At 62.4% G+C, this 18489-nt stretch carries 16 protein-coding genes and 1 tRNA gene; 11 read left to right on the plus strand and 6 right to left on the minus strand.

Annotated features, from left to right (window positions below):
- Nucleotides 1-31 precede the first annotated feature (31 nt).
- Both BBX50_RS00005 and BBX50_RS00010 read left to right on the plus strand, forming a co-directional pair.
- Nucleotides 32-108, plus strand: a tRNA-Met gene (locus BBX50_RS00005).
- A gap of 289 nt (nucleotides 109-397) precedes the next feature.
- A complete protein-coding gene (locus BBX50_RS00010) occupies nucleotides 398-1123 on the plus strand; it encodes a hypothetical protein (protein ID WP_065773278.1) in 726 nt (241 codons plus the stop codon).
- Between the two features lie 153 nt (nucleotides 1124-1276).
- Here the strand turns inward: BBX50_RS00010 and BBX50_RS00015 are convergent, their stop codons facing one another.
- Nucleotides 1277-1903: a TetR/AcrR family transcriptional regulator gene (locus tag BBX50_RS00015; protein ID WP_065773279.1), complete on the minus strand. Its 627-nt coding sequence runs from the start codon at nucleotides 1901-1903 to the stop codon at nucleotides 1277-1279.
- Between the two features lie 94 nt (nucleotides 1904-1997).
- On the opposite strand from BBX50_RS00015, the gene BBX50_RS00020 reads away from it, so the two are divergent.
- Nucleotides 1998-2786, plus strand: coding sequence for an SDR family oxidoreductase (locus BBX50_RS00020; protein ID WP_065773280.1), 789 nt, complete (start codon nucleotides 1998-2000; stop codon nucleotides 2784-2786).
- Nucleotides 2787-3043: 257 nt separating this feature from the next.
- Nucleotides 3044-3973 (plus strand): aldo/keto reductase, encoded by a 930-nt coding sequence (locus BBX50_RS00025; RefSeq protein WP_065773281.1) that lies wholly within the window; start codon nucleotides 3044-3046, stop codon nucleotides 3971-3973.
- Between the two features lie 84 nt (nucleotides 3974-4057).
- Here the strand turns inward: BBX50_RS00025 and BBX50_RS00030 are convergent, their stop codons facing one another.
- Nucleotides 4058-6619 carry an FAD-dependent oxidoreductase gene (locus BBX50_RS00030; RefSeq protein WP_065773282.1) on the minus strand — a complete coding sequence of 854 codons (2562 nt, stop codon included), beginning with the start codon at nucleotides 6617-6619 and terminating at the stop codon, nucleotides 4058-4060.
- A gap of 381 nt (nucleotides 6620-7000) precedes the next feature.
- Between BBX50_RS00030 and BBX50_RS00035 the strand changes: the two genes are divergently transcribed.
- The 7 genes from BBX50_RS00035 to BBX50_RS00065 all read left to right on the plus strand — a co-directional run bounded on the left by BBX50_RS00035 (nucleotide 7001) and on the right by BBX50_RS00065 (nucleotide 14786).
- Nucleotides 7001-8212, plus strand: a complete 1212-nt coding sequence (locus BBX50_RS00035; RefSeq protein WP_065773283.1) for an ROK family transcriptional regulator — start codon at nucleotides 7001-7003, stop codon at nucleotides 8210-8212.
- Entirely contained in the window at nucleotides 8212-9471 is a 1260-nt protein-coding gene (locus BBX50_RS00040) for a M20/M25/M40 family metallo-hydrolase (protein ID WP_065773284.1), read from the plus strand. The genes BBX50_RS00035 and BBX50_RS00040 overlap by 1 nt, the downstream gene beginning before the upstream one ends.
- Nucleotides 9472-9497: 26 nt before the next feature.
- On the plus strand, nucleotides 9498-10559 hold the full coding sequence (locus BBX50_RS00045) for a substrate-binding domain-containing protein (protein ID WP_065773285.1): 1062 nt from the start codon (nucleotides 9498-9500) through the stop codon (nucleotides 10557-10559).
- 59 nt (nucleotides 10560-10618) lie between these two features.
- A complete protein-coding gene (locus BBX50_RS00050) occupies nucleotides 10619-11683 on the plus strand; it encodes a substrate-binding domain-containing protein (RefSeq protein WP_065773286.1) in 1065 nt (354 codons plus the stop codon).
- 144 nt (nucleotides 11684-11827) lie between these two features.
- Entirely contained in the window at nucleotides 11828-12805 is a 978-nt protein-coding gene (locus tag BBX50_RS00055) for an ABC transporter permease (protein ID WP_065773287.1), read from the plus strand.
- An 11-nt stretch (nucleotides 12806-12816) separates the two neighbouring features.
- On the plus strand, nucleotides 12817-14016 hold the full coding sequence (locus BBX50_RS00060) for an alanine racemase (RefSeq protein ID WP_065773288.1): 1200 nt from the start codon (nucleotides 12817-12819) through the stop codon (nucleotides 14014-14016).
- Nucleotides 14017-14027: 11 nt separating this feature from the next.
- On the plus strand, nucleotides 14028-14786 hold the full coding sequence (locus BBX50_RS00065) for an ATP-binding cassette domain-containing protein (RefSeq protein ID WP_065773289.1): 759 nt from the start codon (nucleotides 14028-14030) through the stop codon (nucleotides 14784-14786).
- Nucleotides 14787-14892: 106 nt separating this feature from the next.
- On the opposite strand, the gene BBX50_RS00070 is transcribed toward BBX50_RS00065, so the two are convergent.
- The 4 genes from BBX50_RS00070 to ctaD are packed head-to-tail and all read right to left on the minus strand — an operon-like array spanning nucleotide 14893 to nucleotide 18487.
- Nucleotides 14893-15267: a cytochrome C oxidase subunit IV family protein gene (locus BBX50_RS00070; protein ID WP_065773445.1), complete on the minus strand. Its 375-nt coding sequence runs from the start codon at nucleotides 15265-15267 to the stop codon at nucleotides 14893-14895.
- Nucleotides 15268-15276: 9 nt separating this feature from the next.
- Entirely contained in the window at nucleotides 15277-15999 is a 723-nt protein-coding gene (locus BBX50_RS00075; protein ID WP_065773290.1) for a heme-copper oxidase subunit III family protein, read from the minus strand.
- Nucleotides 16000-16010: 11 nt separating this feature from the next.
- Nucleotides 16011-16715, minus strand: a complete 705-nt coding sequence (locus BBX50_RS00080; RefSeq protein ID WP_065773291.1) for a cytochrome c oxidase subunit 3 — start codon at nucleotides 16713-16715, stop codon at nucleotides 16011-16013.
- Nucleotides 16712-18487 carry a cytochrome c oxidase subunit I gene (gene ctaD, locus BBX50_RS00085; RefSeq protein ID WP_065773292.1) on the minus strand — a complete coding sequence of 592 codons (1776 nt, stop codon included), beginning with the start codon at nucleotides 18485-18487 and terminating at the stop codon, nucleotides 16712-16714. Before ctaD ends, BBX50_RS00080 begins: the two co-directional genes overlap by 4 nt.
- Between the last annotated feature and the right edge of the window lie 2 nt (nucleotides 18488-18489).

Genomic DNA, 18489 nt, shown 5'->3' on the forward strand with positions numbered 1-18489 from the left:
GGATAAATCCCATGGGGATCTACCGCGATGGCGCGGGGTGGAGCAGCCCGGTAGCTCGTCAGGCTCATAACCTGAAGGCCGCAGGTTCAAATCCTGCCCCCGCAACCAAATCAAAAAAAGCCCGCCAGGACAAAATCCGGCGGGCTTTTTTGCGTTCCAGGCATGGCCCTGCCGTTCTCACCTCACTGCCGACCGCCGATGCCGAGCGGCGTGAGGCGAGGGCGGCCGTCGCGGGACACAAACCGCGACCGGGAGGTCGAATGCTGCAGCGTTACCGCTTTATTAATGAATACAATCGATAGTTGCTTATTCCACAGATTCCCGTGAAAGCATGAGGCTGCGCGCACACGAATAGGGCAGGGGGCGCAGGAGTGCCGCGTGCCACGAAGGATCAGATATGACGACAATTTCGCCGACGACGAACGCCGTACTTCAAATCCTCCGGCGGACGGTTGAATCGGATCAGGAGCCTGGCGCCGCCAACTCTACGGACGGCCTTATCAAGGCAGCCAACGGCATTTCGACCGAGCCGGGGAGGGCGACGACACAAGCCGCCGACGCTATCAACAACACCCTGCTCGATATGAAGGCGCGGGCGGACGGTTATGTCGGGATGGCGCTTGAATTTGTGAATTCCGATCGCTTCAAGTCGAGCGATCCGGATGCCAAGGAGACGTTGAAGGCCCTGCTCAACGAGAATGGTGACATATTTGCCGCTCGCATCGAAGCCGAACTCCAAAACAAGCCGGGTTTGAAACTGGAAGAAGCGATCGCCACCGCGCTAACCGCCACAGTGCGAAGCAATCGCAGCCGTTTTGCCGAAACGGAGATCGTTCTCGGTTATGACCTGAAGCACCAGGCAAACCAGATTCACTACATCGCCGATGCTGATGGGCATAGCTCGGGTGGGTACCTAGCGCAGGCTGCGGGTGAGGCCAGCGAAGGTCTCATGGAAGCGCGAAAATGGCATATGAACGCAAAGGACGGCGAGCTGCAGGATGCCACCGCGGCGGTGGAAGCCGCCGATCGCAGATATCGGAACGTTTACAGCTTGCTACAGGACTGGAACACGATGTGGGCGAAGAAATTCGGCTGGAAGGACGAACCTGCTGAGGCGCGATAGGCAGTGGCGCCAAACGTACGGCCGCCCCGATGTCGATAGCGATGTTCGTGCAATTGGCGCAGCGTCGCCTATCGCAGGATAGTTCAACTACGCCGAAGCGCGCCGGTTGGGGACGTCGCCGACAAAACTCGCCGCTTCAAGAGATCGGATATTTCACTGTCTCGACGAAACAGTGAAATGGTCTTGCGCCTTCTCGTTTGTCTTGGGCTCCGGTAGTGGCGCCGCTTCGTTATTCTGATCCGTGGCGGTCAGCCAGGCGCGCGTCTCGTTGAGTATCTCGTCCGACAGCTGCGGGTCATCCGTCATCCGCGACAGGATGAGTGCGCCGATCATGGCCGCCGAATTGCCGATCGCAGCGCGACGCCTCTCATCATCATCCAAACCAGGTGCAATTTTCGCAAGGCGGAGGAATTGGCGCTCGAGGAAGGCGGTCATTTCCGCACGTGCAGCTCGTGGTTGGCGGCTCATCTCCGACCCCAGGGCAGCCAGCGGACAGCCATGTCCGAAATCGTCACGGTGCTCCGGCGAGAGGTAACGTCTAGCGACGGTTGCAAGGTCGGCGGGCTGTGGCTCGGCGTTTCCCCGAAGTTCCGCAAGGGTTTGCGCGATCAGATCATCCTTGGATTCGAAGTAGCCATAGAACCCGCCATGCGTCAGCCCGGCTGATTTCATGACGTCGGTGACCGTGACGGCGTCAAAGCCGCGTTCGCGAAACAGCCGCCCTGCGGCTTCCAGGATGGTTCTCTTGTTTTCCTCGACCTGCTGTCGGCTCACGCGCATCACCGCCTCCTGAAAATATGTTTGACATTATACATGATACCCATCATATATCAAAATACATGATCGTCATCATGAATAACTCAGGAGTTTTCCGATGAGCAAGAAACCCGCAGTCCTTGTAACCGGTGCTTCGACCGGAATTGGCGCTGTCTATGCGGAGCGATTTGCGCGCCGCGGCCACAATCTCGTACTGGTTGCCCGCAATGCCGAGCGCCTCGACGCTTTGGCGGCGCGCCTGCGCGATGAAACAGGTGTCCATGTAGATGTGGTGCCGGCCGACCTGACGAACGACCAGGACCTCGCCAGGATCGAGCAGCGCCTCAGCGAAGATGACCATATCGGTGTGCTGATCAACAATGCCGGCACATCGATCCCGCGCGGCTTTCTTCAGCAGAAGGGCGAGGATATTTCGAAGCTGATCGCACTGAATGTCACGGCCGTCACCCGGCTGGCGCATGCCGCGGCACCCCGCTTTGCTGAAAGCGGCGAGGGGGCCATCATCAATGTCGCTTCCGTCGTCGGGCTCGCGCCGGAAATGGGCGCCACCGTCTACGGCGCGACTAAGGCCTTCGTACTGTTCCTGTCGCAGGGGTTGAATGTCGAGCTGGCAGCAAAGGGCGTGTATGTCCAGGCGGTCCTTCCGGCGGCGACTCGCACCGAAATCTGGGATCACGCGGGTGTCGACGTCAATACGATTGCCGGGGTGATGGAGGTGGGCGACCTCGTTGATGCGGCCCTCGTCGGCTTCGACCGCCGCGAACTGGTGACGATCCCGCCGCTGCCGGACGGCGCACAGTGGACGAGCTTTGACACCGCGCGCCAGGCGATGCTGCCGAATTTTGCGCAGTCCGAGCCCGCCGATCGCTATCGGTCCGCCGCCTGACCGGTGGCTTAAGGCGGGAGCCGGTGATCTCATCGGCTCCCGCATCGCATGAAGCGCCGGGGCCACCCGGCCGCTGCCACGTCCCTTGTTTCGCCTATACATAGTCGCGCGATCTCGACCGGGCACCTTTGAGGCGTTTGCCAAGCCTCTTCCGGCTGGTAGAGATTGGGGATCAGAGATTCGCAGCTGCCCACAGGTTTGGGCAGCGCTGGAAGATTCCCCTTCGAAACGACTGCGACAGTGAGGGCGTGACGCCGATGAAAAAGTTCAATCTGGGAACAACCGACCTGTCCGTATCATCCGCCGTTCTCGGCCTGATGCGGATCGCCGATCTCAGCGATGACGCCATTGCCCGGCTCTACGGCAAGGCGCGGGACGCCGGCATCAACGTGTTCGACCACGCCGACATCTATGGTGGCGAACTGCACGCCTGCGAGCGTCGCTTCGGCGATGCGCTGCGGCTGAAGCCAACCGAGCGCGCGCAGATCGTTATTCAGAGCAAGTGCGGAATCCGGCGCGGCTATTTCGACTTCTCCCGCGACCATATCCTGCAGTCCGTCGATCGCTCACTTGCGGCGCTGAAGACCGACTATCTCGATCTTCTGTTGCTGCATCGCCCGGATGCCCTGGTGGAACCGGAGGAGGTGGCCGATGCCTTCGACCGTTTGCACGCGGCCGGCAAGGTCAGGCATTTCGGCGTCTCCAACCACACGCCGCGGCAGATCGATCTCCTGAAGACGGCCGTGCGCCAGCCGCTGGTCGCCAACCAGATCCAGCTCAGCATCGCGCATGCTCCGTCCATTGCCTTTGGCATTGCCGCGAACATGGCGGGTCTCGAGCAGTCGATCGATCGTGACGGCGAGGTGGTTGTCTATTCGCGGATCAATCGCATGACGCTACAGGCCTGGTCGCCGTTCCAGCAGGGCTTCTTCGGCGGCGTCTTCGTCGGCGACGAGACGAATTTTCCCGACCTCAACCGGGTGCTGACTGAACTCTCCGAAAAGTATGCGGTGTCGCCGTCGGCGGTCGCCTATGCCTGGATCGCGCGGCATCCGGCGAACATCCAGGTGGTCCTGGGAACAACGAGCCCTGAGCGGCTGGCAGACATCGCGCCCGGTGCGGTTATCACGCTGTCGCGCGAGGACTGGTATCGCCTCTTCACCGCCGCAGGGCATGTGCTGCCCTGACGGACCACTTGAGGAGCCGAATGTGAAAAGGCCCGCTCGGATCTGAGCGGGCCTTTTGTTTTTTAAACGTCGCACGTCGGCGTATCAGGTGCGCGGCTTCAGGTTCTCGGGGTCGTAGAGCGGCTTGTAGCCAACGCCGACGACCTCGACCGGATAGGTCTCGGCGAAATACTCGACGGTGAGCTTGCGGCCGACCTGGCAATGGGACCAGGGCAGATAGGCAAGCGCGATGTTCTTGCCGATCGTCGGTCCGAAGGCGATCGAAGTGGTGTAGGAGCGGCGGCCGAGTTCGTCGACCAGCACCTTGCCGGTTTCCGGATCCATCACCGGCAGGGTGCCGACCGGATAGCGCTTGACGCCATTCTTGTCAGTGTTCTCAGTCAGCACGAGCGTGCAGAGCATGGCGGGCTGGTGCTCGCGTGCCTTGTATTCAAGGTGCTTGGCCTTGCCGCGGAAGTCGACGTCCTTGACCTTCGGACGGGCAAGGTCGGCCTCAATCAGGTTGTACTGGGTGAGAAGATCGGCGTTCTGCAGGCGCAGGCTCTTTTCCATGCGGCGCGAGTTGGCATAGGTTTCGACGCCGAAAGCCATGACGCCGGTTGCGCGCAGCGCGTCCCAGACGGCAAGCCCGTCCTCGTACTTCATGTGCAGTTCCCAGCCCTGCTCGCCAACATAGGAGATGCGGAAGGCGGTGACTTTTTTACCGGCAATCTCGATCGGTTTGATCGCAGCGAAGGCGAAGTTCTCGATGTCCAGACCGGCCGGGTCGGCAACCACCTTTTTCAGGTTCTCGCGGGCATTCGGTCCCCAGATACCGATGGTGACGAACTTTTCCGAAACGTCGGTGATGGTGACGTCGAGGCCCCGATCCTCGGCGACGCGGCGCATGTAGTGGAAGTCGCGCGGGCCGGCGTCGGCGCCGTTCACGAGACGGCCGCGGTCGGCCATGCGGAAGACGGTGAAGTCGGCCCGCACCATGCCCTCGTCGTCGAGGAAGTGGGTGTAGATGCCCTTGCCGATGTTGCCGTCGCCGCCGATCTTGGCGGCGCAAAGCCACTCAAGCAGCTCGACATGGTCAGGGCCTTCGATGTCGACCATGTGGAAGTGCGAGAGGTTGACGATGCCGCAATCCTCGCTCATCGCCAGATGCTCGGCGTTGGAGACGCGCCAGAAATGGCGGCTGTCCCACTCGTTCTGCCGCACCGGAACGCGATCGCCGTATTTTTCGAGCAGATGTTCGTTGGCGGCGTAGCCATGGGCGCGCTCCCAGCCGCCGAGCTCCATGAAGTAGCCGCCGAGTTCCTTCTCGCGCTCGTAGAAGGGCGAGCGCTTGACGTTGCGGCCGCTCGCATAGGGCTCGCGGGTGTGCACGGCGGGGTAGTAGATCTTCTGCGCCGCCTCGAAGCAGCGACCCTCGATGAACTTCTCCTCGAGCTGGTGCGGGTAGAAGCGGGAATAATCGATCGAGGCATGGTCGATCTCGGTGCGGCCGTCCGTCATCCAGTCGGCGATCAGCTTGCCGTAGCCGGGGCCGTCCTTCACCCAGATGGCGACGCAGTACCAGAGGCCGCGCACCTTCTGGCTCTCGCCGCAGGAGGGACCACCGGCGGCTGACACCTGCAGCAGGCCGTTGAAGGAGTGGCTCTCGTTGTAGCCAAGCTCGCCGAGGATCGGCGTCAGTTCCATGGCGCGCTCGAGCGGCTCGATGATCTGCTCCATCTCGAGGTCGCGCTGTGACGGCGACAGGCGCGCCTCATGCTTTTCAAGGATATTGCGCGGATGGCAGAGGCGGGGATTGGTGGTCTCGTAATAGCCCCACTCGATCTGGCCGCCTTCGGTGGTCTTCGGGTCACCGGTGTCGCGCATATAGGCCGAGTTGCCCTGGTCACGCAAAAGCGGGAAGCCGATTTCCTTGCCGGTGCCTTCGAATTCGTTGTACGGGCCGAAGAAGGTGAGCGGATGGTCGACCGGCATGACCGGCAGGTCCTCGCCGACCATTTCGGCGATGAGGCGGCCCCAGATACCGGCGCAAACGATGACATGATCGGCCATGATCGTGCCGCGATGGGTGACGACGCCCTTGATGCGGCCGTTCTCGACGATGAGCGACTTTGCCGGCGTGTTGCCGAAGACCTGGAGCTTGCCGGACTTTTCTGCCGCGTCGACGAGCTTGCCGGCAACGGTCTGCGAGCGCGGGATGACGAGGCCGGCGTCCGGATCGAACATGCCGCCCATCACCTGATCTTCCTCGATCAGCGGGAACATCTTCTTGATTTCAGCCGGCGAGACATAATGCGCGCGGGTGCCGAAGGCTTTTGCCGAGGACAGCTTGCGCTTGATTTCCTCCATCCAGACATCGTCGCCGGTGCGTGCGACTTCAAGGCCGCCGATGCGGGCGTAGTGGCCCATCTTCTCGAAGAAATCGATCGAGTACTGCGTCGTCCAGACCGAGAGATAGTCGTGGCTGGTGGTGTAGCAGAAGTCCGAGGCATGCGCCGTCGAGCCGATATCGGTCGGCACGCCTGATTTGTCGATGCCGACGATATCGTCCCAGCCGCGCTCGATCAGGTGATGCGCGATCGAGGCTCCAACGATGCCACCCAGCCCGATGATTACGACCTTCGCCTTTTGCGGAAACTCTGCCATTGATTGCGACCCTAGTTGGTTTGGAAGCCGGATTTTAGGGCTTGATACATCGCGACTAGAGCCTGTCTACGACATAATCATCAAACTGCACGACCAGAGCCGAGCAATCTGTGGATCGCGGGACGAGAGTTGTCGAGACGGTCATGCCACTGATTTCGTGAGAAAAAGCGCCAGTGGGCGCAAGCGTGATCCTATCTAGCATATCGCAAATCCCGACGCATCCGAATGCGGCATCGCCGCCTCCTGCCGAATGCGGTTGCGGAATATTCCTGTTCCCCGTGGCAGCGGAGTTCGCCCCGAAAGATAATCCCATCGGGTAAGATTGACAGCGATGTCTGATATTAATAAGTTCGGTAACAGAACGAATTAAAAGAGGTCCCCGTGAACGACAGCTTGCGCATCTCCCGGAAGTTCTCTCAGCGCTCCGTCATGGAGGCGATCGTCCAGGGTGGGCCGATTTCGCGTGCATCGATTTCCAAGCAGACTGGTCTTTCCAAGCAGACCATTTCGGAAATCGTTCGCGGTCTCGAGGAGGAGGGCTGGGTTCAGGAGACCGGCCGCACCAGCGGCCATGTTGGACGCACGGCCGTCACCTACGAACTGGTCTGCCATGCCGCCTTCATCATCGCTGTCGACCTCGGCGGCACGAAGGTGCGCGTGGCGATCACCGATCTCGCATGCCAGATCTTCGCCGAAGACACGGCGCCGACCGATCCGCGCGGCGGCCGCTTCGTTGTCGAGCAGATCGCCGCCATGGCTTTTGATGCGGCAGATCGGCAGAAGATCGCCCGCGAGAAGATCCGGCTCGCGGTGGTTGGCGTTCCGGGCGCACCCTGCAGCGAGACCGGCCGCGTGTTGCTCGCGCCGAACATCGCCGGCTTCGATACGATGGATGTCGTCGGCGCCTTCGAGGAAGTGCTCGGTTTTGGTGCCATGCTTGAAAACGACGTCAATCTCGCGGTTCTCGGTGAGAACTGGCTGGGGCAGGGGCAGGGCATCGACAATCTCGCCTATGTGGCGCTGGGCACCGGCGTGGGCAGTGGGCTGATGGTCGGCGGCCACCTGGTGCGCGGTGTCAGTAATGCGGCCGGCGAAATGGGTTTCCTGCCGCTCGGCGCCGATCCGTTCGAGGCGGAATCGCTGCGCACCGGCGCCTTCGAGCGGGCCGTCGCATCGCACGGCATGGCGGAGCGCTATGCAGCACTTTCGGGCAAGACCGTTCCGGTGCCCACGATCTTCGCCAACGCGGAAGCCGGCGATGCGGCGGCCCTCACGGTGCTCGACGAGACCGCGAGGTTTCTCGCGGCCGGCGTTGCGGCGATTGCCGCGATCGCCAACCCGCAGAAAGTCATTCTCGGCGGATCGATCGGGCTGAGGCCGGAGATGCTAGCGCGGGTGAAAGCCTTCCTGCCGCAGTGTTTTCCCTATCCGGTCAATGTCGAGACGGGCGAGCTCGGTTCGCGCGCCGCGATCATCGGCGCTGCGGCGATCGGGCTTGGCCAGTTGCACAACACCCTGTTCGGGGTCGATGCGCCTGATGGCCGCATCTCGCTGCCCCGGGCAAACGTCACAGCACTTCGGGAGGCAATCTGATGGCGACGAAGGACGGCTTGGTCGAACACTTGCGCTCAGCGCTCGACCGGGAGGCGGCGATCGACCTTTTTCGCGGTGCGATCGGGCGCGAGAGCATTACCGGCAATGAGGCGAACTTTGTCTCGTTTCTCGCCGAGACAATGCGGCATCCCAACCTGGAAGGGCTGACGACCGCCGAATTTCTGCCGGGCCGCCCGAATGTCTGGGCCGAGCGCAAAGGTGCTGGTAAAGGCCCGCGGCTGCTGTTCATCGGCCACACGGACACGGTGCATGTCGACGGCTGGCGCGAGCATTGGGCCGGCACCGAGCGCGAGGATCCCTTCGCCGCACCGATCATCGACGGTGCGGTCTGGGGCCGTGGTTCGGGCGATCTCAAGGCCGGTATCTGCGCGTCGCTTGCAGCGCTGTCGCTGCTTGACAAGGCCGGTGTCGAGCTTGCCGGCGACGTCAGCTTCGCCTTTGTCGGCGACGAGGAAAGCGGTCAGCCGGGCACCGGCGTGTCGGCGGGAATCAAGGATCTGGTCGGCCGGATCGAAGCTGGCGAAATCGCGCGGCCCGACTTTGTCGTCTATGTCGAGCCGACGCGGCTTTCGGTCTATCCGGCGCAGATCGGCTTTTTCATCACCGACATCACGATATCAGGCAAGTCGGCCTATTTCGGTGTACCGGAACTCGGCAAGGATGCGCTACGCGCCAGCCACGCGGTGATGTCGGCTCTGTGGAAACACTCCGACGAGATTGCCGCACGCGCCGAACACAAGCTGATCGGCCGCAGTTTCCTGCTGATTACGGGCCTTGCCGGCGGCGGCTATATTGCCGTGCCTGAACGCTGCACCCTGTCGCTGATCCGCAAGCTTCTGCCCGGTGACACGCTCGATACGGCAGCGGCCGAGATCGAAGCGGCGGTTCGCGCGGCGATCACCGACCCGGAGATCACCGTCGAGTTTTCCTATCCGGCGGGACGCGACCACGCGCTTGGCGGTACGGCTGCCGAGATCGACGAGACGGCAAGGGAAGTCGGCGCGCTATCGGCCTCAATGGCCGAAGCCATGGCCGGACGCGGCGTCATCGAAGGCGCACCCTTCTGGTCGGAATCGCCGTTCTTCGTCAATCGCCTCGGCATACCCGCCGTCTACTGCGCCCCGGGCGATATCCGCAATTGCCATACCTACGAGGAGCGGGTCGAGGTCGAGGAATACCTCGCCGGCGTCGTCGGTTTCGCCGCCTTCATGGCGCGCTACTGCGGCGTCATGGGCTGAACTGTTGAACAAGAGGGAGAGAGACAATGCTTTTGAAGAAATTGATGGCTGCCGCACTCGTCAGCGGTTTCGTGCTTGCCGCAGGTGCCGCTTCCGCCCAAACGGTCGGTCCGTCCGGTGAGAGCGCGACGCCGAGCGCCGACGTGGCCCTGACCGACGCCGATATCGGCGCGCTGAAGGGCAAGGGCTACAAGGCGGCGCTGCTGTGGCACACATCGTCGGATTTCACCAATGCCGTTTCGGCCGGTGCCAAGGATGAATTCGCCCGTGCCGGCGTCGAGATCGCGGTGACGACGGATGCAGGTTTTGATGCCGCCCGCCAGCGCAGCGATATCGAAACCGCGCTTGCCGCCAAGCCGAACGTCATTCTGGCGTTGCCGCTTGACCCGGTGACCTCGGCCGAAGCGTTCCGCCAGGCCGTCACCGATGGCAGCAAGCTGGTGTTTCTCTCCAACCTGCCGAGTGGCTACAAGCAGGGTACCGACTATGCCTCGATCGTCACCGACGATCTCTACCAGATGGGCAAGCAGGCGGCCGACGCGCTGGCGAAGGCGATCGGCAGCAAAGGTAAGGTCGGTTACATCTTCCATGACGCCAGCTACTACGTGACCAACCAGCGCGACCAGGCCTTCAAGTCGACCATCGAAAAGGACTATCCGGATATCAAGATCGTTGCCGAGCAGGGCATTTCCGATCCGGCCCGCGCCGAAGAGCTGGCAAGCGCCATGCTTCTCCAGAACCCTGATCTTGACGGCATCTACGTGACCTGGGCGGAGCCTGCCGATGGCGTGCTTTCGGCTCTTCGTTCAAGCGGCAACACGAAGACCAAGATCGTCACGCTCGATCTTGCCGAACCGGTGGCGCTCGACATGGTCAAGGGCGGCAACGTCACCGTGCTTGTTGCCGACAAGGCCTATGAACTCGGACGGGCGATGGCTGCGGCCGGCCTGAAGTCGCTGCTTGGACAAGAGACCCCGGCTTTCGTGGTCGCACCGGCGCTGACTGTCACCAAGGAAAACGTTGCCGAGGGCTGGAAGCAGTCGCTCAATCGCGATGCACCGCAGTCGGTGCTCGACGCGGCCAAATAACCCGATGGCTGCCGGAAGAGAGGACGCTTCCGGCGGCATCATCCTAAAGGGAGGCAGACATGCACAGGGCAGTGAGACATTTCGCGTTGCTGGCAACGGTCTTTGTCGCGACGTCGGGCTATGCCGCTGACGGCAAGACCACCGGTCCGCATGGCGAGGCGCCGACGCCGGCCGGTACATTTGCGCTGACGGCGGCCGAAGAGCAGCAGGTCAAGGACGGCAAGTTTACCGCAGCACTCGTCTGGCACGAGATGAGCGAGTACACCAACGCGGTCAACAGCGGCGCCCATGACGAGTTCAAGCGGCTCGGCGTAGAGGTGGTCGCACAGACCGATGCCGGTTTTGATGCCGCGCGACAGAAATCCGATGTCGAGACGGTGCTTGCCAAGAAGCCTTCGATCATCCTGTCGCTGCCGGTCGATCCGGCGACGGCCGCCGTCGTCTACGATCCGGCTCGCACGGCCGGTGTGAAGCTCGCCTTCGTCGACAATTCTCCGGCCGGCTATGAGCATGGCAAGGACTATGTGACGATCGTCTCCGACGATCTTTTCCAGATGGGCAACAAGGCGGCTGTTGCCATGGCGGATGCGCTCGGCGGCAAGGGCAAGCTCGGCTACATCTATCACGATGCCGATTTCTACGTGACCAACCAGCGTGACGGCGCCTTCAAGTCGACGATCGAGCAGGATTATCCTGACATGAAGATCGTCGCCGAGGCCGGCATGGCCGATCCGGCCCGCAGTGAGGAGATCGCTCAAGGCATGATTACCCAGAACCCGGATCTCGACGGCATCTATGTGACCTGGGCGGAACCGGCTCTCAGCGTGCTGTCGACGCTGCGCGGCGCCGGCAACAGCCACACCAAGATCGTCACGCTCGATCTCAACGAGCCGGCAGCGCTCGACATGGTCAAGGGCGGCAACATTGCAGCCCTGGTCGCCGACGAAGCCTACAATATCGGCGTTACGGCGGCGCGCGCGGCGGCAGGGTCGCTGGTCGGCAAGACGGCCGAGCCGTTCCTGGTGGTCGACTCGCTTGCGGTCACCAAGGCCACCGTTGCCGACGGCTGGAAGAAGTCTCTGAACAAAGATGTGCCCGCGACGATCGCGGACGCGATGAAGTGATGCCAACTGCATGTGTCCTTAAAAGTGGATTTGGGGACAAAACACGCAGCTTTTTCAAAGTGCTCCAGCGACCTTTGCGCGTCCAATATGACGCGCGGCGCTGTAGTGCAGGGGGAGAGTCCCCCTGCCTTCGGAGGAAGAATGATGTCCAGTGCCCATTCCAGTGCGAGCGGCCAGCCGGCAAGCCTCGTCAATCGCCTCAACCTGCAGCAATACGTCGTCTATCTCGGCTTCCTGGTGATCTTTCTGTTTTTCGCCATCGTGTTGAAGGACAGCGGGTTCCTAACCGTTCGCAACCTTTCGAACATCATGCTGCAGACCGCACCGGTGACGATCATGGCAATCGGCCTTGTCTTCGTCATGTCGGCCGGCGAGATCGATTTGTCGATCGGATCGACGGTCGCCGTCTCGGCGCTGGCGGCGGCAGTGACGGTCAACGACTATGGTCTCGGCGCAGGTATCATTGCTGGGATCGGTGCCGGCCTTTTGATCGGACTTTTGAACGGCGTGCTCGTCGCCTATGTCAAGCTGCCGTCGTTCCTGGTTACGCTGGCGACACTCGGGCTTTTCGCCGGTGTCTCCCGTTCGATGACCAACCTGCGCTCGATCCCTGTGACCGACAGCACGTTTACTGGCTTCTTCGGCTCGGGCTCGTTTCTCGGCGTGCCGTCGCTGATCTGGTGGACCGTGGTCGCGGTTGCCTGCGGCCATGTCATCTATCGGGAAACCCGCTTCGGCGCGCATGTGCTGGCAACCGGCGACAACAGCCGCGCTGCGAGCGTGTCGGGCATCAGCGTGCCGCGCATCCGGCTCGCCGTTCTGCTGATTAGCGGTGGCCTTGCCGGTCTCGCGGGACTGCTCTACGCCGGCCGCCTGCAGGCGGCCAAATACACGCTCGGCGAGACCGACCTGATGACCGTGATCGCCGCCGTCATCGTTGGCGGCACGCTGCTCAACGGTGGCAAGGGTACGATCATCGGCGCGCTCGTCGGCTCGCTGATGATGGGCATGCTCAACAACGGCCTGATCCTGATGGGCCTTTCCGTTTCCGACCAGATGATCGTTCGCGGTCTCATCATTCTCGCTGCGGTCGCCGTGTCGCTGCGCGAAAAGTCCCGCTGAAGGAGGCTTCCATGTTTCTCGACGTTCTGCGCCGCCGCAACCCGGCATTCATCGAAGCGGCCATCGGCCTGCACCAGCAGGGCAAGATCCCGGCAAACGCCTATGTTCTGGACCTCGACGCGGTCGAGGCCAATGCTCGCACTCTGAGCGACGAGGCGCGTCGCCTCGGCCTGAAGATCTTTGCGATGACCAAGCAGGTCGGCCGCTCCAGTTCCTTCTGTGCAGCGGTAAAGCGCGGTGGCATCGACAGGTCCGTCGCTGTCGACATGGCCTGTGCCCGCGCCACCCACAAGGCCGGACTGAGGCTCGGCCATCTTGGCCACCTGCAGCAGGTCGCGCGCCATGAGGCCGCTGCCGCCGCGAAAGCGTTCCAGCCGGACTACTGGACCGTCTTCAATGACGAGAAGGCGAGCGAAGCGGCATCCGGTGCGAAAGCCGCCGGCTATCGGCAGGATCTGCTCGCCCGCATCCGTGCCGAAGGCGACACCTTCTACCGTGGCCACGAGGGCGGGTTCGACGCCGGCGACGTCGCCGCGGTCGCAGACCGGCTCGACGCCCTCGACGGCGGTCGCTTTGCCGGCATCACCACCTTTCCGGCGCTGCTCTTCGATCATGAAAGCCGCAAGGTGCGGCCGACGCACAATCTCGCAACGCTGTCGAAGGCTGCCGAGGCGCTGGCCAAAGCCGGGCGCAAGGGGATCGAGGTGAATGCCCCGGGCACGACCTCCAGCGTCATGCTTCCGGCGTTGGCCGAAGCGGGCGCGACGCAGTGCGAGCCGGGCAACGGCCTGCATGGCACCACGGCACTGCACGTGATGGAGGACCTGCCGGAACTGCCGGCGGTGCTCTATCTCACCGAGGTCTCGCATCTCTCGGGCGGCAAGGCCTATTGCTTCGGCGGTGGCTTCTACATCGATCCGATCTTTCCGGACTATGACGTCAAGGCGATCGTATCGGCCGAACCGACGACGTCGGCATCGGCGCTCAGAAGTGTCGAGGTGCCGCCGCCATCGGCGATCGACTATTACGCGATGATCGACCCCAGCGGTGCCGCAGCACCCAAGCCCGGCGACACCGTCGTGTTCGGCTTTCGCGGTCAGGCCTTCGTCACGCGCGCCTATGTCGTCGGCGTCTCCGGTATCTCCAAGGGCACGCCGAAGGTGGAAACGATCGAAAACGGTTTCGGCGAAACCGCAGCCTGGCCGGTTTGAGGGGCGACGTCATGAACGCGAACGTGAGTGCAGCAAACGAGCCGGTCCTGAAGCTGAAGGACATCCGCAAGACCTTTGGCGGCGTCACCGCCATCGAGAATTTCTCGCTGGACGTCCATCCAGGCGAGATCGTCGCGCTCGTCGGCGACAACGGTGCCGGCAAGTCGACGCTGATCAAGATCATCTCCGGCGTCTACACGCCGACCTCGGGCACGATTACCATCGAGAACCAGACGGTGGCGATGTCGAACGCCACCATGGCGCGCGGCCACGGCATCGAGGTCGTCTACCAGGACCTGGCGCTTGCCGACCAGCAGACGGTCTACATGAACATGTTCCTCGGCCGCGAACCGGTAAACCGGTTCGGCCTGCTCGACCGTCGCCGGATGATCGCCGAGACCGAGACGCTGGTGAAGGAACTGGATGTTCGCATCCCCTCGGCCCATGCGACGATCCGCGACCTCTCCGGCGGGCAGCGCCAGGGTGTCGCCATTGCCCGCGCCACCCATTGGGCAAGCAAGCTGATCCTTCTCGACGAGCCGACGGCAGCACTCGGGGTTGCCGAAACCGCCAAGGTCGAGGAGATCGTCGAATCCTTGAAGCGCCGCAACATCGGCGTGCTGATCATCAGCCACAGCCTCGACCAGGTGTTCAAGCTTTCGGATCGCATCTGTGTGCTCCGCCGCGGCAAGCAGATTGGCATCCGGGAGACGGCCAAGACCGACAAGAACGAGATCATTGCGATGATCACCGGGCTTCAGCAACATTGACGGGCCTTAGCGCCATTGATCGACCCCCCTCTGCCCGGCAGGGCAGAGGGGGGTAACTCCAGGAGATACGGGGCTTTAAGCGTGGCGCCGCCGTTGCCACGTCACTTTACGGCGCGGCACCAAAGAAGGCGAGGCGGGTGAAGAGCACGTAGTGCGATTCCGAGACCATGAGGGCTACGAAGACCAGCACCAGCAGCGGCGGCAGCAGGATCGCGTAGATCAGCGCCAGCCGCTCCCAGGCCATGTGCATGAAGATCGCGACGATGAGCCCTGCCTTCAGCACCATGAAGATCAGGATCAGCGACCACCTGAGATAGCCTTGCAACCCGACATAGTCGACGAGATAGGAAAAGGTGCTGAGCACGAAGAGCAGCAGCCACACGACCAGGTAGAGGCCGATCGGGTGTTGCTGGTGCTCATGCGCCGGCGCCCGTGCTTCCGGCTGCGGTATAGTATGGGTGTGAACAGTCGTTTCTGTCATGGCCATGCCTCACCACAGATAGAAGAATGCGAAGATGAAGACCCAGACGAGGTCGACGAAGTGCCAGTAGAGACCGGTGATCTCGACGATCTCGTATTGTCCTCTGCGGCTCGTGAAGAAGCCCCGCCGTTCGGTATCGAAATCGCCGCGCCAGACCTTGCGGGCGATGATCAAGAGGAAGATGACGCCGATGGTGACGTGGGTGCCGTGGAACCCGGTGATCATGAAGAAGGTCGAGCCGAATTGCGCCGCACCCCAGGGGTTGCCCCAGGGGCGCACGCCCTCGGTGATCAGCTTTGTCCATTCGAAGGCCTGCATGCCGACGAAAGTGGCGCCGAAGAGGGCGGTCAGAACCATGAGCAGGGCCGTCTTCTTGCGATCACGTCGGTAACCGAAGTTGACGGCCATGGCCATGGTGCCGCTCGAGGTGATCAAGACGAAGGTCATGATGGCAATCAGGATCAGCGGCACGTCGGAACCGCCGATATGGAGCGCAAAGACCTCGCTCGGATTGGGCCAGGGCACGGCGGTCGACATGCGCGCCGACATGTAGGCGATGAGGAAGCAGCCGAAGACGAAGGTGTCGCTGAGGAGGAAGATCCACATCATCGCCTTGCCCCAGGAGACGTTCTTGAACGTCCGCTGGTCGGAGGCCCAGTCGGCAGCAAAACCGGCAAGTCCCGCCGGGCGGTGGAGCGGCTCTCTGACATGCGAATGTGTCTCGGCGGACATGCCTTGGCTCCTTAGGTCAAGAGTTGCCGGCAGAGCTCGACGAAGTCGTTGGCCCAGCCGGAAAAGAGCGCGAAAAGCACCAGCCATACGGCCAGCATGAAGTGCCAGTAGGTGGCGCAAAGCGTGATCGACAGCACCCCCTTTTCGCCGATCGGGCCGGCGCGGGTTTTCAGGATCACCCGCGTAAGCGCGAACAGGCCACCGAGGATGTGCAGGCCATGCATGCCTGTGATCATGTAGAAGAAGCTGTTGGCCGGATTGTCGGCGATGAGAAAGCCGGCATCGGTGAGTTCGCTCCAGGCAAAGACCTGGCCGGCGAGGAAGGCGAGGCCGGAGGCAAGGGCGGCGATGAGCGCCGTGCGGCTCGTCTCCTCACGATGCTGCTCGGCCGTGACACGGGCCGCATGAAGCAGCAGACTGCCGAGGCCGAGGATGGCGGTGTTGAGCCAGAGGATTCTCGGCATCGGCGTCGACCACCAGTCGGTGGATGCCATGCGCATGAAATAGGCGCTGATGAAGAGCGTGAAGAGCGCGCCGACAACCACCAGAAAGACGCCGAGCCCGATTTGCGCCGGCGCGATGACAGGCGGTCCGTGGGGGCGGGGATCATGGGTGTGGCCGACCTCCAGCCAGGGCTTCGAAAACAGCCGCTGATGCGCCAGCCACCAGCCGGCGATCAGGAGAATGACTGCCAGGAAGACCAGGCTAACGCTCATGAGGCCTCCTCCGACGCAAGCCCAGCGGACCCTGGCTGGTTCTGCGGAATGAAGTCCTCGGCGGCGCCGGGCACGCTGTAATCGTAGGCCCAGCGATAGACGACCGGCAGTTCCTTCCAATTGCCGTGGCGCGGCGGGGTTTCCGGCGTCTGCCATTCGAGCGTCGTTGCCCGCCAGGGATTGCCACCGGCCTCGCGTCCGTGGCGGATGCTCCAGATGAGGTTGAAGAGAAAGACGACCTGCGCGGCGCCGACGATCAGCGCCATGATGGTGATGAACTCGTTGAGCGTGTGGGCGGAGGCCGGGACGAAGGCGGCTTCGCCCATTTCGTAGTAGCGGCGCGGCATCCCGATGAGGCCAAGATAGTGCATCGGGAAGAAGATCAGATAGGCACCGACGAAGGTGACCCAGAAGTGAAGCTGTCCCATTGCCTCATTGAGCATGCGGCCGGTCACCTTCGGGTACCAGTGATAGATGGCGCCGAAGATGACGAGGATCGGCGCCACGCCCATGACCATGTGGAAATGCGCAACGACGAACATCGTGTCGGAAAGCGGCACGTCGACGACGACATTGCCGAGGAACAGGCCGGTCAGTCCGCCATTGACGAAGGTGACGATGAAGGCGAGTGCGAAGAGCATCGGCAGCGTCAGGTGGATGTCGCCGCGCCAGAGCGTCAGCACCCAGTTATAGACCTTGATCGCCGTCGGCACGGCGATGATCAGCGTGGTCGTCGCGAAGAAGAAGCCGAAATAGGGGTTCATGCCGCTGACATACATGTGGTGCGCCCAAACGATGAAGGAGAGCGCGCCGATGATGACGATCGCCCAGACCATCATGCGGTAGCCGAAGATGTTCTTGCGGGCATGCGTGCTGATGAGATCGGACACGATGCCGAAGGCGGGCAGGGCGACGATGTAAACCTCCGGGTGGCCGAAGAACCAGAAGAGGTGCTGGAAGAGGATCGGGCTGCCGCCGCCGTGCTGCAGTTGCTCGCCCATTTCGACGATCGCCGGCATGAAGAAGCTGGTACCGAGCACGCGGTCAAACAGCATCATGACGCAGGCGACGAAGAGGGCGGGGAAGGCAAGCAGCGCCATGACCGTGGCTGTGAAGATGCCCCAGACGGTGAGCGGCATGCGCATCAGCGTCATGCCGCGGGTGCGGCCCTGAAGCACTGTCACGACATAGTTGAGCCCGCCCATGGTAAAGCCGATGACGAAAAGAATGAGGGACGAGAGCATCAGGATGATGCCCCAGTCCTTGCCGCCGGGTGTGCCCGACAGCACCGCCTGTGGCGGGTAGAGTGTCCAGCCGGCGCCGGTCGGTCCGCCGGGTGCAAAGAAGCTTGCGACAAGCACGAGCACGGCGAGCAGATAGAGCCAGTAGCTCAGCATGTTGGCATAGGGGAACACCATGTCGCGCGCGCCGAGCATCAGCGGGATCAGGTAGTTGCCGAAGCCGCCGAGGAACAGCGCGGTCAAGAGGTAGATCACCATGATCATGCCGTGCATGGTGATGAACTGATAGTAGCGCTCGGCGTCGATGAAGGCGAAGGCGCCGGGAAAACCGAGTTGCAGCCGCATCAGCCAGGAGAGCACCAGGGCGACCATGCCGATGGCGATCGCGGTCGAGGCATATTGCACGGCGATGATCTTGGCATCCTGGCTGAAGACGTAGCGCGTCCACCAGCTATGGGGATGATAAAGCTCGACGTCCTCCACTTCCGCGGGGCCAATCTGTTCGCCCGTGCCATGCCGGATATCGACCATAT

Origin of the sequence: Ensifer sp. LC11 (genome assembly GCF_001695835.1) — a bacterium.
Taxonomy (GTDB): domain Bacteria; phylum Pseudomonadota; class Alphaproteobacteria; order Rhizobiales; family Rhizobiaceae; genus Ensifer.

Excerpts from the sequence above, each read along its gene's own strand:
- BBX50_RS00010 (WP_065773278.1), top strand. The coding sequence starts at position 398 with ATGACGACAATTTCGCCGACGACGAACGCCGTACTTCAAATCCTCCGG.
- BBX50_RS00015 (WP_065773279.1), bottom strand. The coding sequence starts at position 1,903 with ATGCGCGTGAGCCGACAGCAGGTCGAGGAAAACAAGAGAACCATCCTG.
- BBX50_RS00020 (WP_065773280.1), top strand. The coding sequence starts at position 1,998 with ATGAGCAAGAAACCCGCAGTCCTTGTAACCGGTGCTTCGACCGGAATT.
- BBX50_RS00025 (WP_065773281.1), top strand. The coding sequence starts at position 3,044 with ATGAAAAAGTTCAATCTGGGAACAACCGACCTGTCCGTATCATCCGCC.
- BBX50_RS00030 (WP_065773282.1), bottom strand. The coding sequence starts at position 6,619 with ATGGCAGAGTTTCCGCAAAAGGCGAAGGTCGTAATCATCGGGCTGGGT.
- BBX50_RS00040 (WP_065773284.1), top strand. The coding sequence starts at position 8,212 with ATGGCGACGAAGGACGGCTTGGTCGAACACTTGCGCTCAGCGCTCGAC.
- BBX50_RS00045 (WP_065773285.1), top strand. The coding sequence starts at position 9,498 with ATGCTTTTGAAGAAATTGATGGCTGCCGCACTCGTCAGCGGTTTCGTG.
- BBX50_RS00050 (WP_065773286.1), top strand. The coding sequence starts at position 10,619 with ATGCACAGGGCAGTGAGACATTTCGCGTTGCTGGCAACGGTCTTTGTC.
- BBX50_RS00055 (WP_065773287.1), top strand. The coding sequence starts at position 11,828 with ATGTCCAGTGCCCATTCCAGTGCGAGCGGCCAGCCGGCAAGCCTCGTC.
- BBX50_RS00060 (WP_065773288.1), top strand. The coding sequence starts at position 12,817 with ATGTTTCTCGACGTTCTGCGCCGCCGCAACCCGGCATTCATCGAAGCG.
- BBX50_RS00065 (WP_065773289.1), top strand. The coding sequence starts at position 14,028 with ATGAACGCGAACGTGAGTGCAGCAAACGAGCCGGTCCTGAAGCTGAAG.
- BBX50_RS00070 (WP_065773445.1), bottom strand. The coding sequence starts at position 15,267 with ATGACAGAAACGACTGTTCACACCCATACTATACCGCAGCCGGAAGCA.
- BBX50_RS00075 (WP_065773290.1), bottom strand. The coding sequence starts at position 15,999 with ATGTCCGCCGAGACACATTCGCATGTCAGAGAGCCGCTCCACCGCCCG.
- BBX50_RS00080 (WP_065773291.1), bottom strand. The coding sequence starts at position 16,715 with ATGAGCGTTAGCCTGGTCTTCCTGGCAGTCATTCTCCTGATCGCCGGC.
- ctaD (WP_065773292.1), bottom strand. The coding sequence starts at position 18,487 with ATGGTCGATATCCGGCATGGCACGGGCGAACAGATTGGCCCCGCGGAA.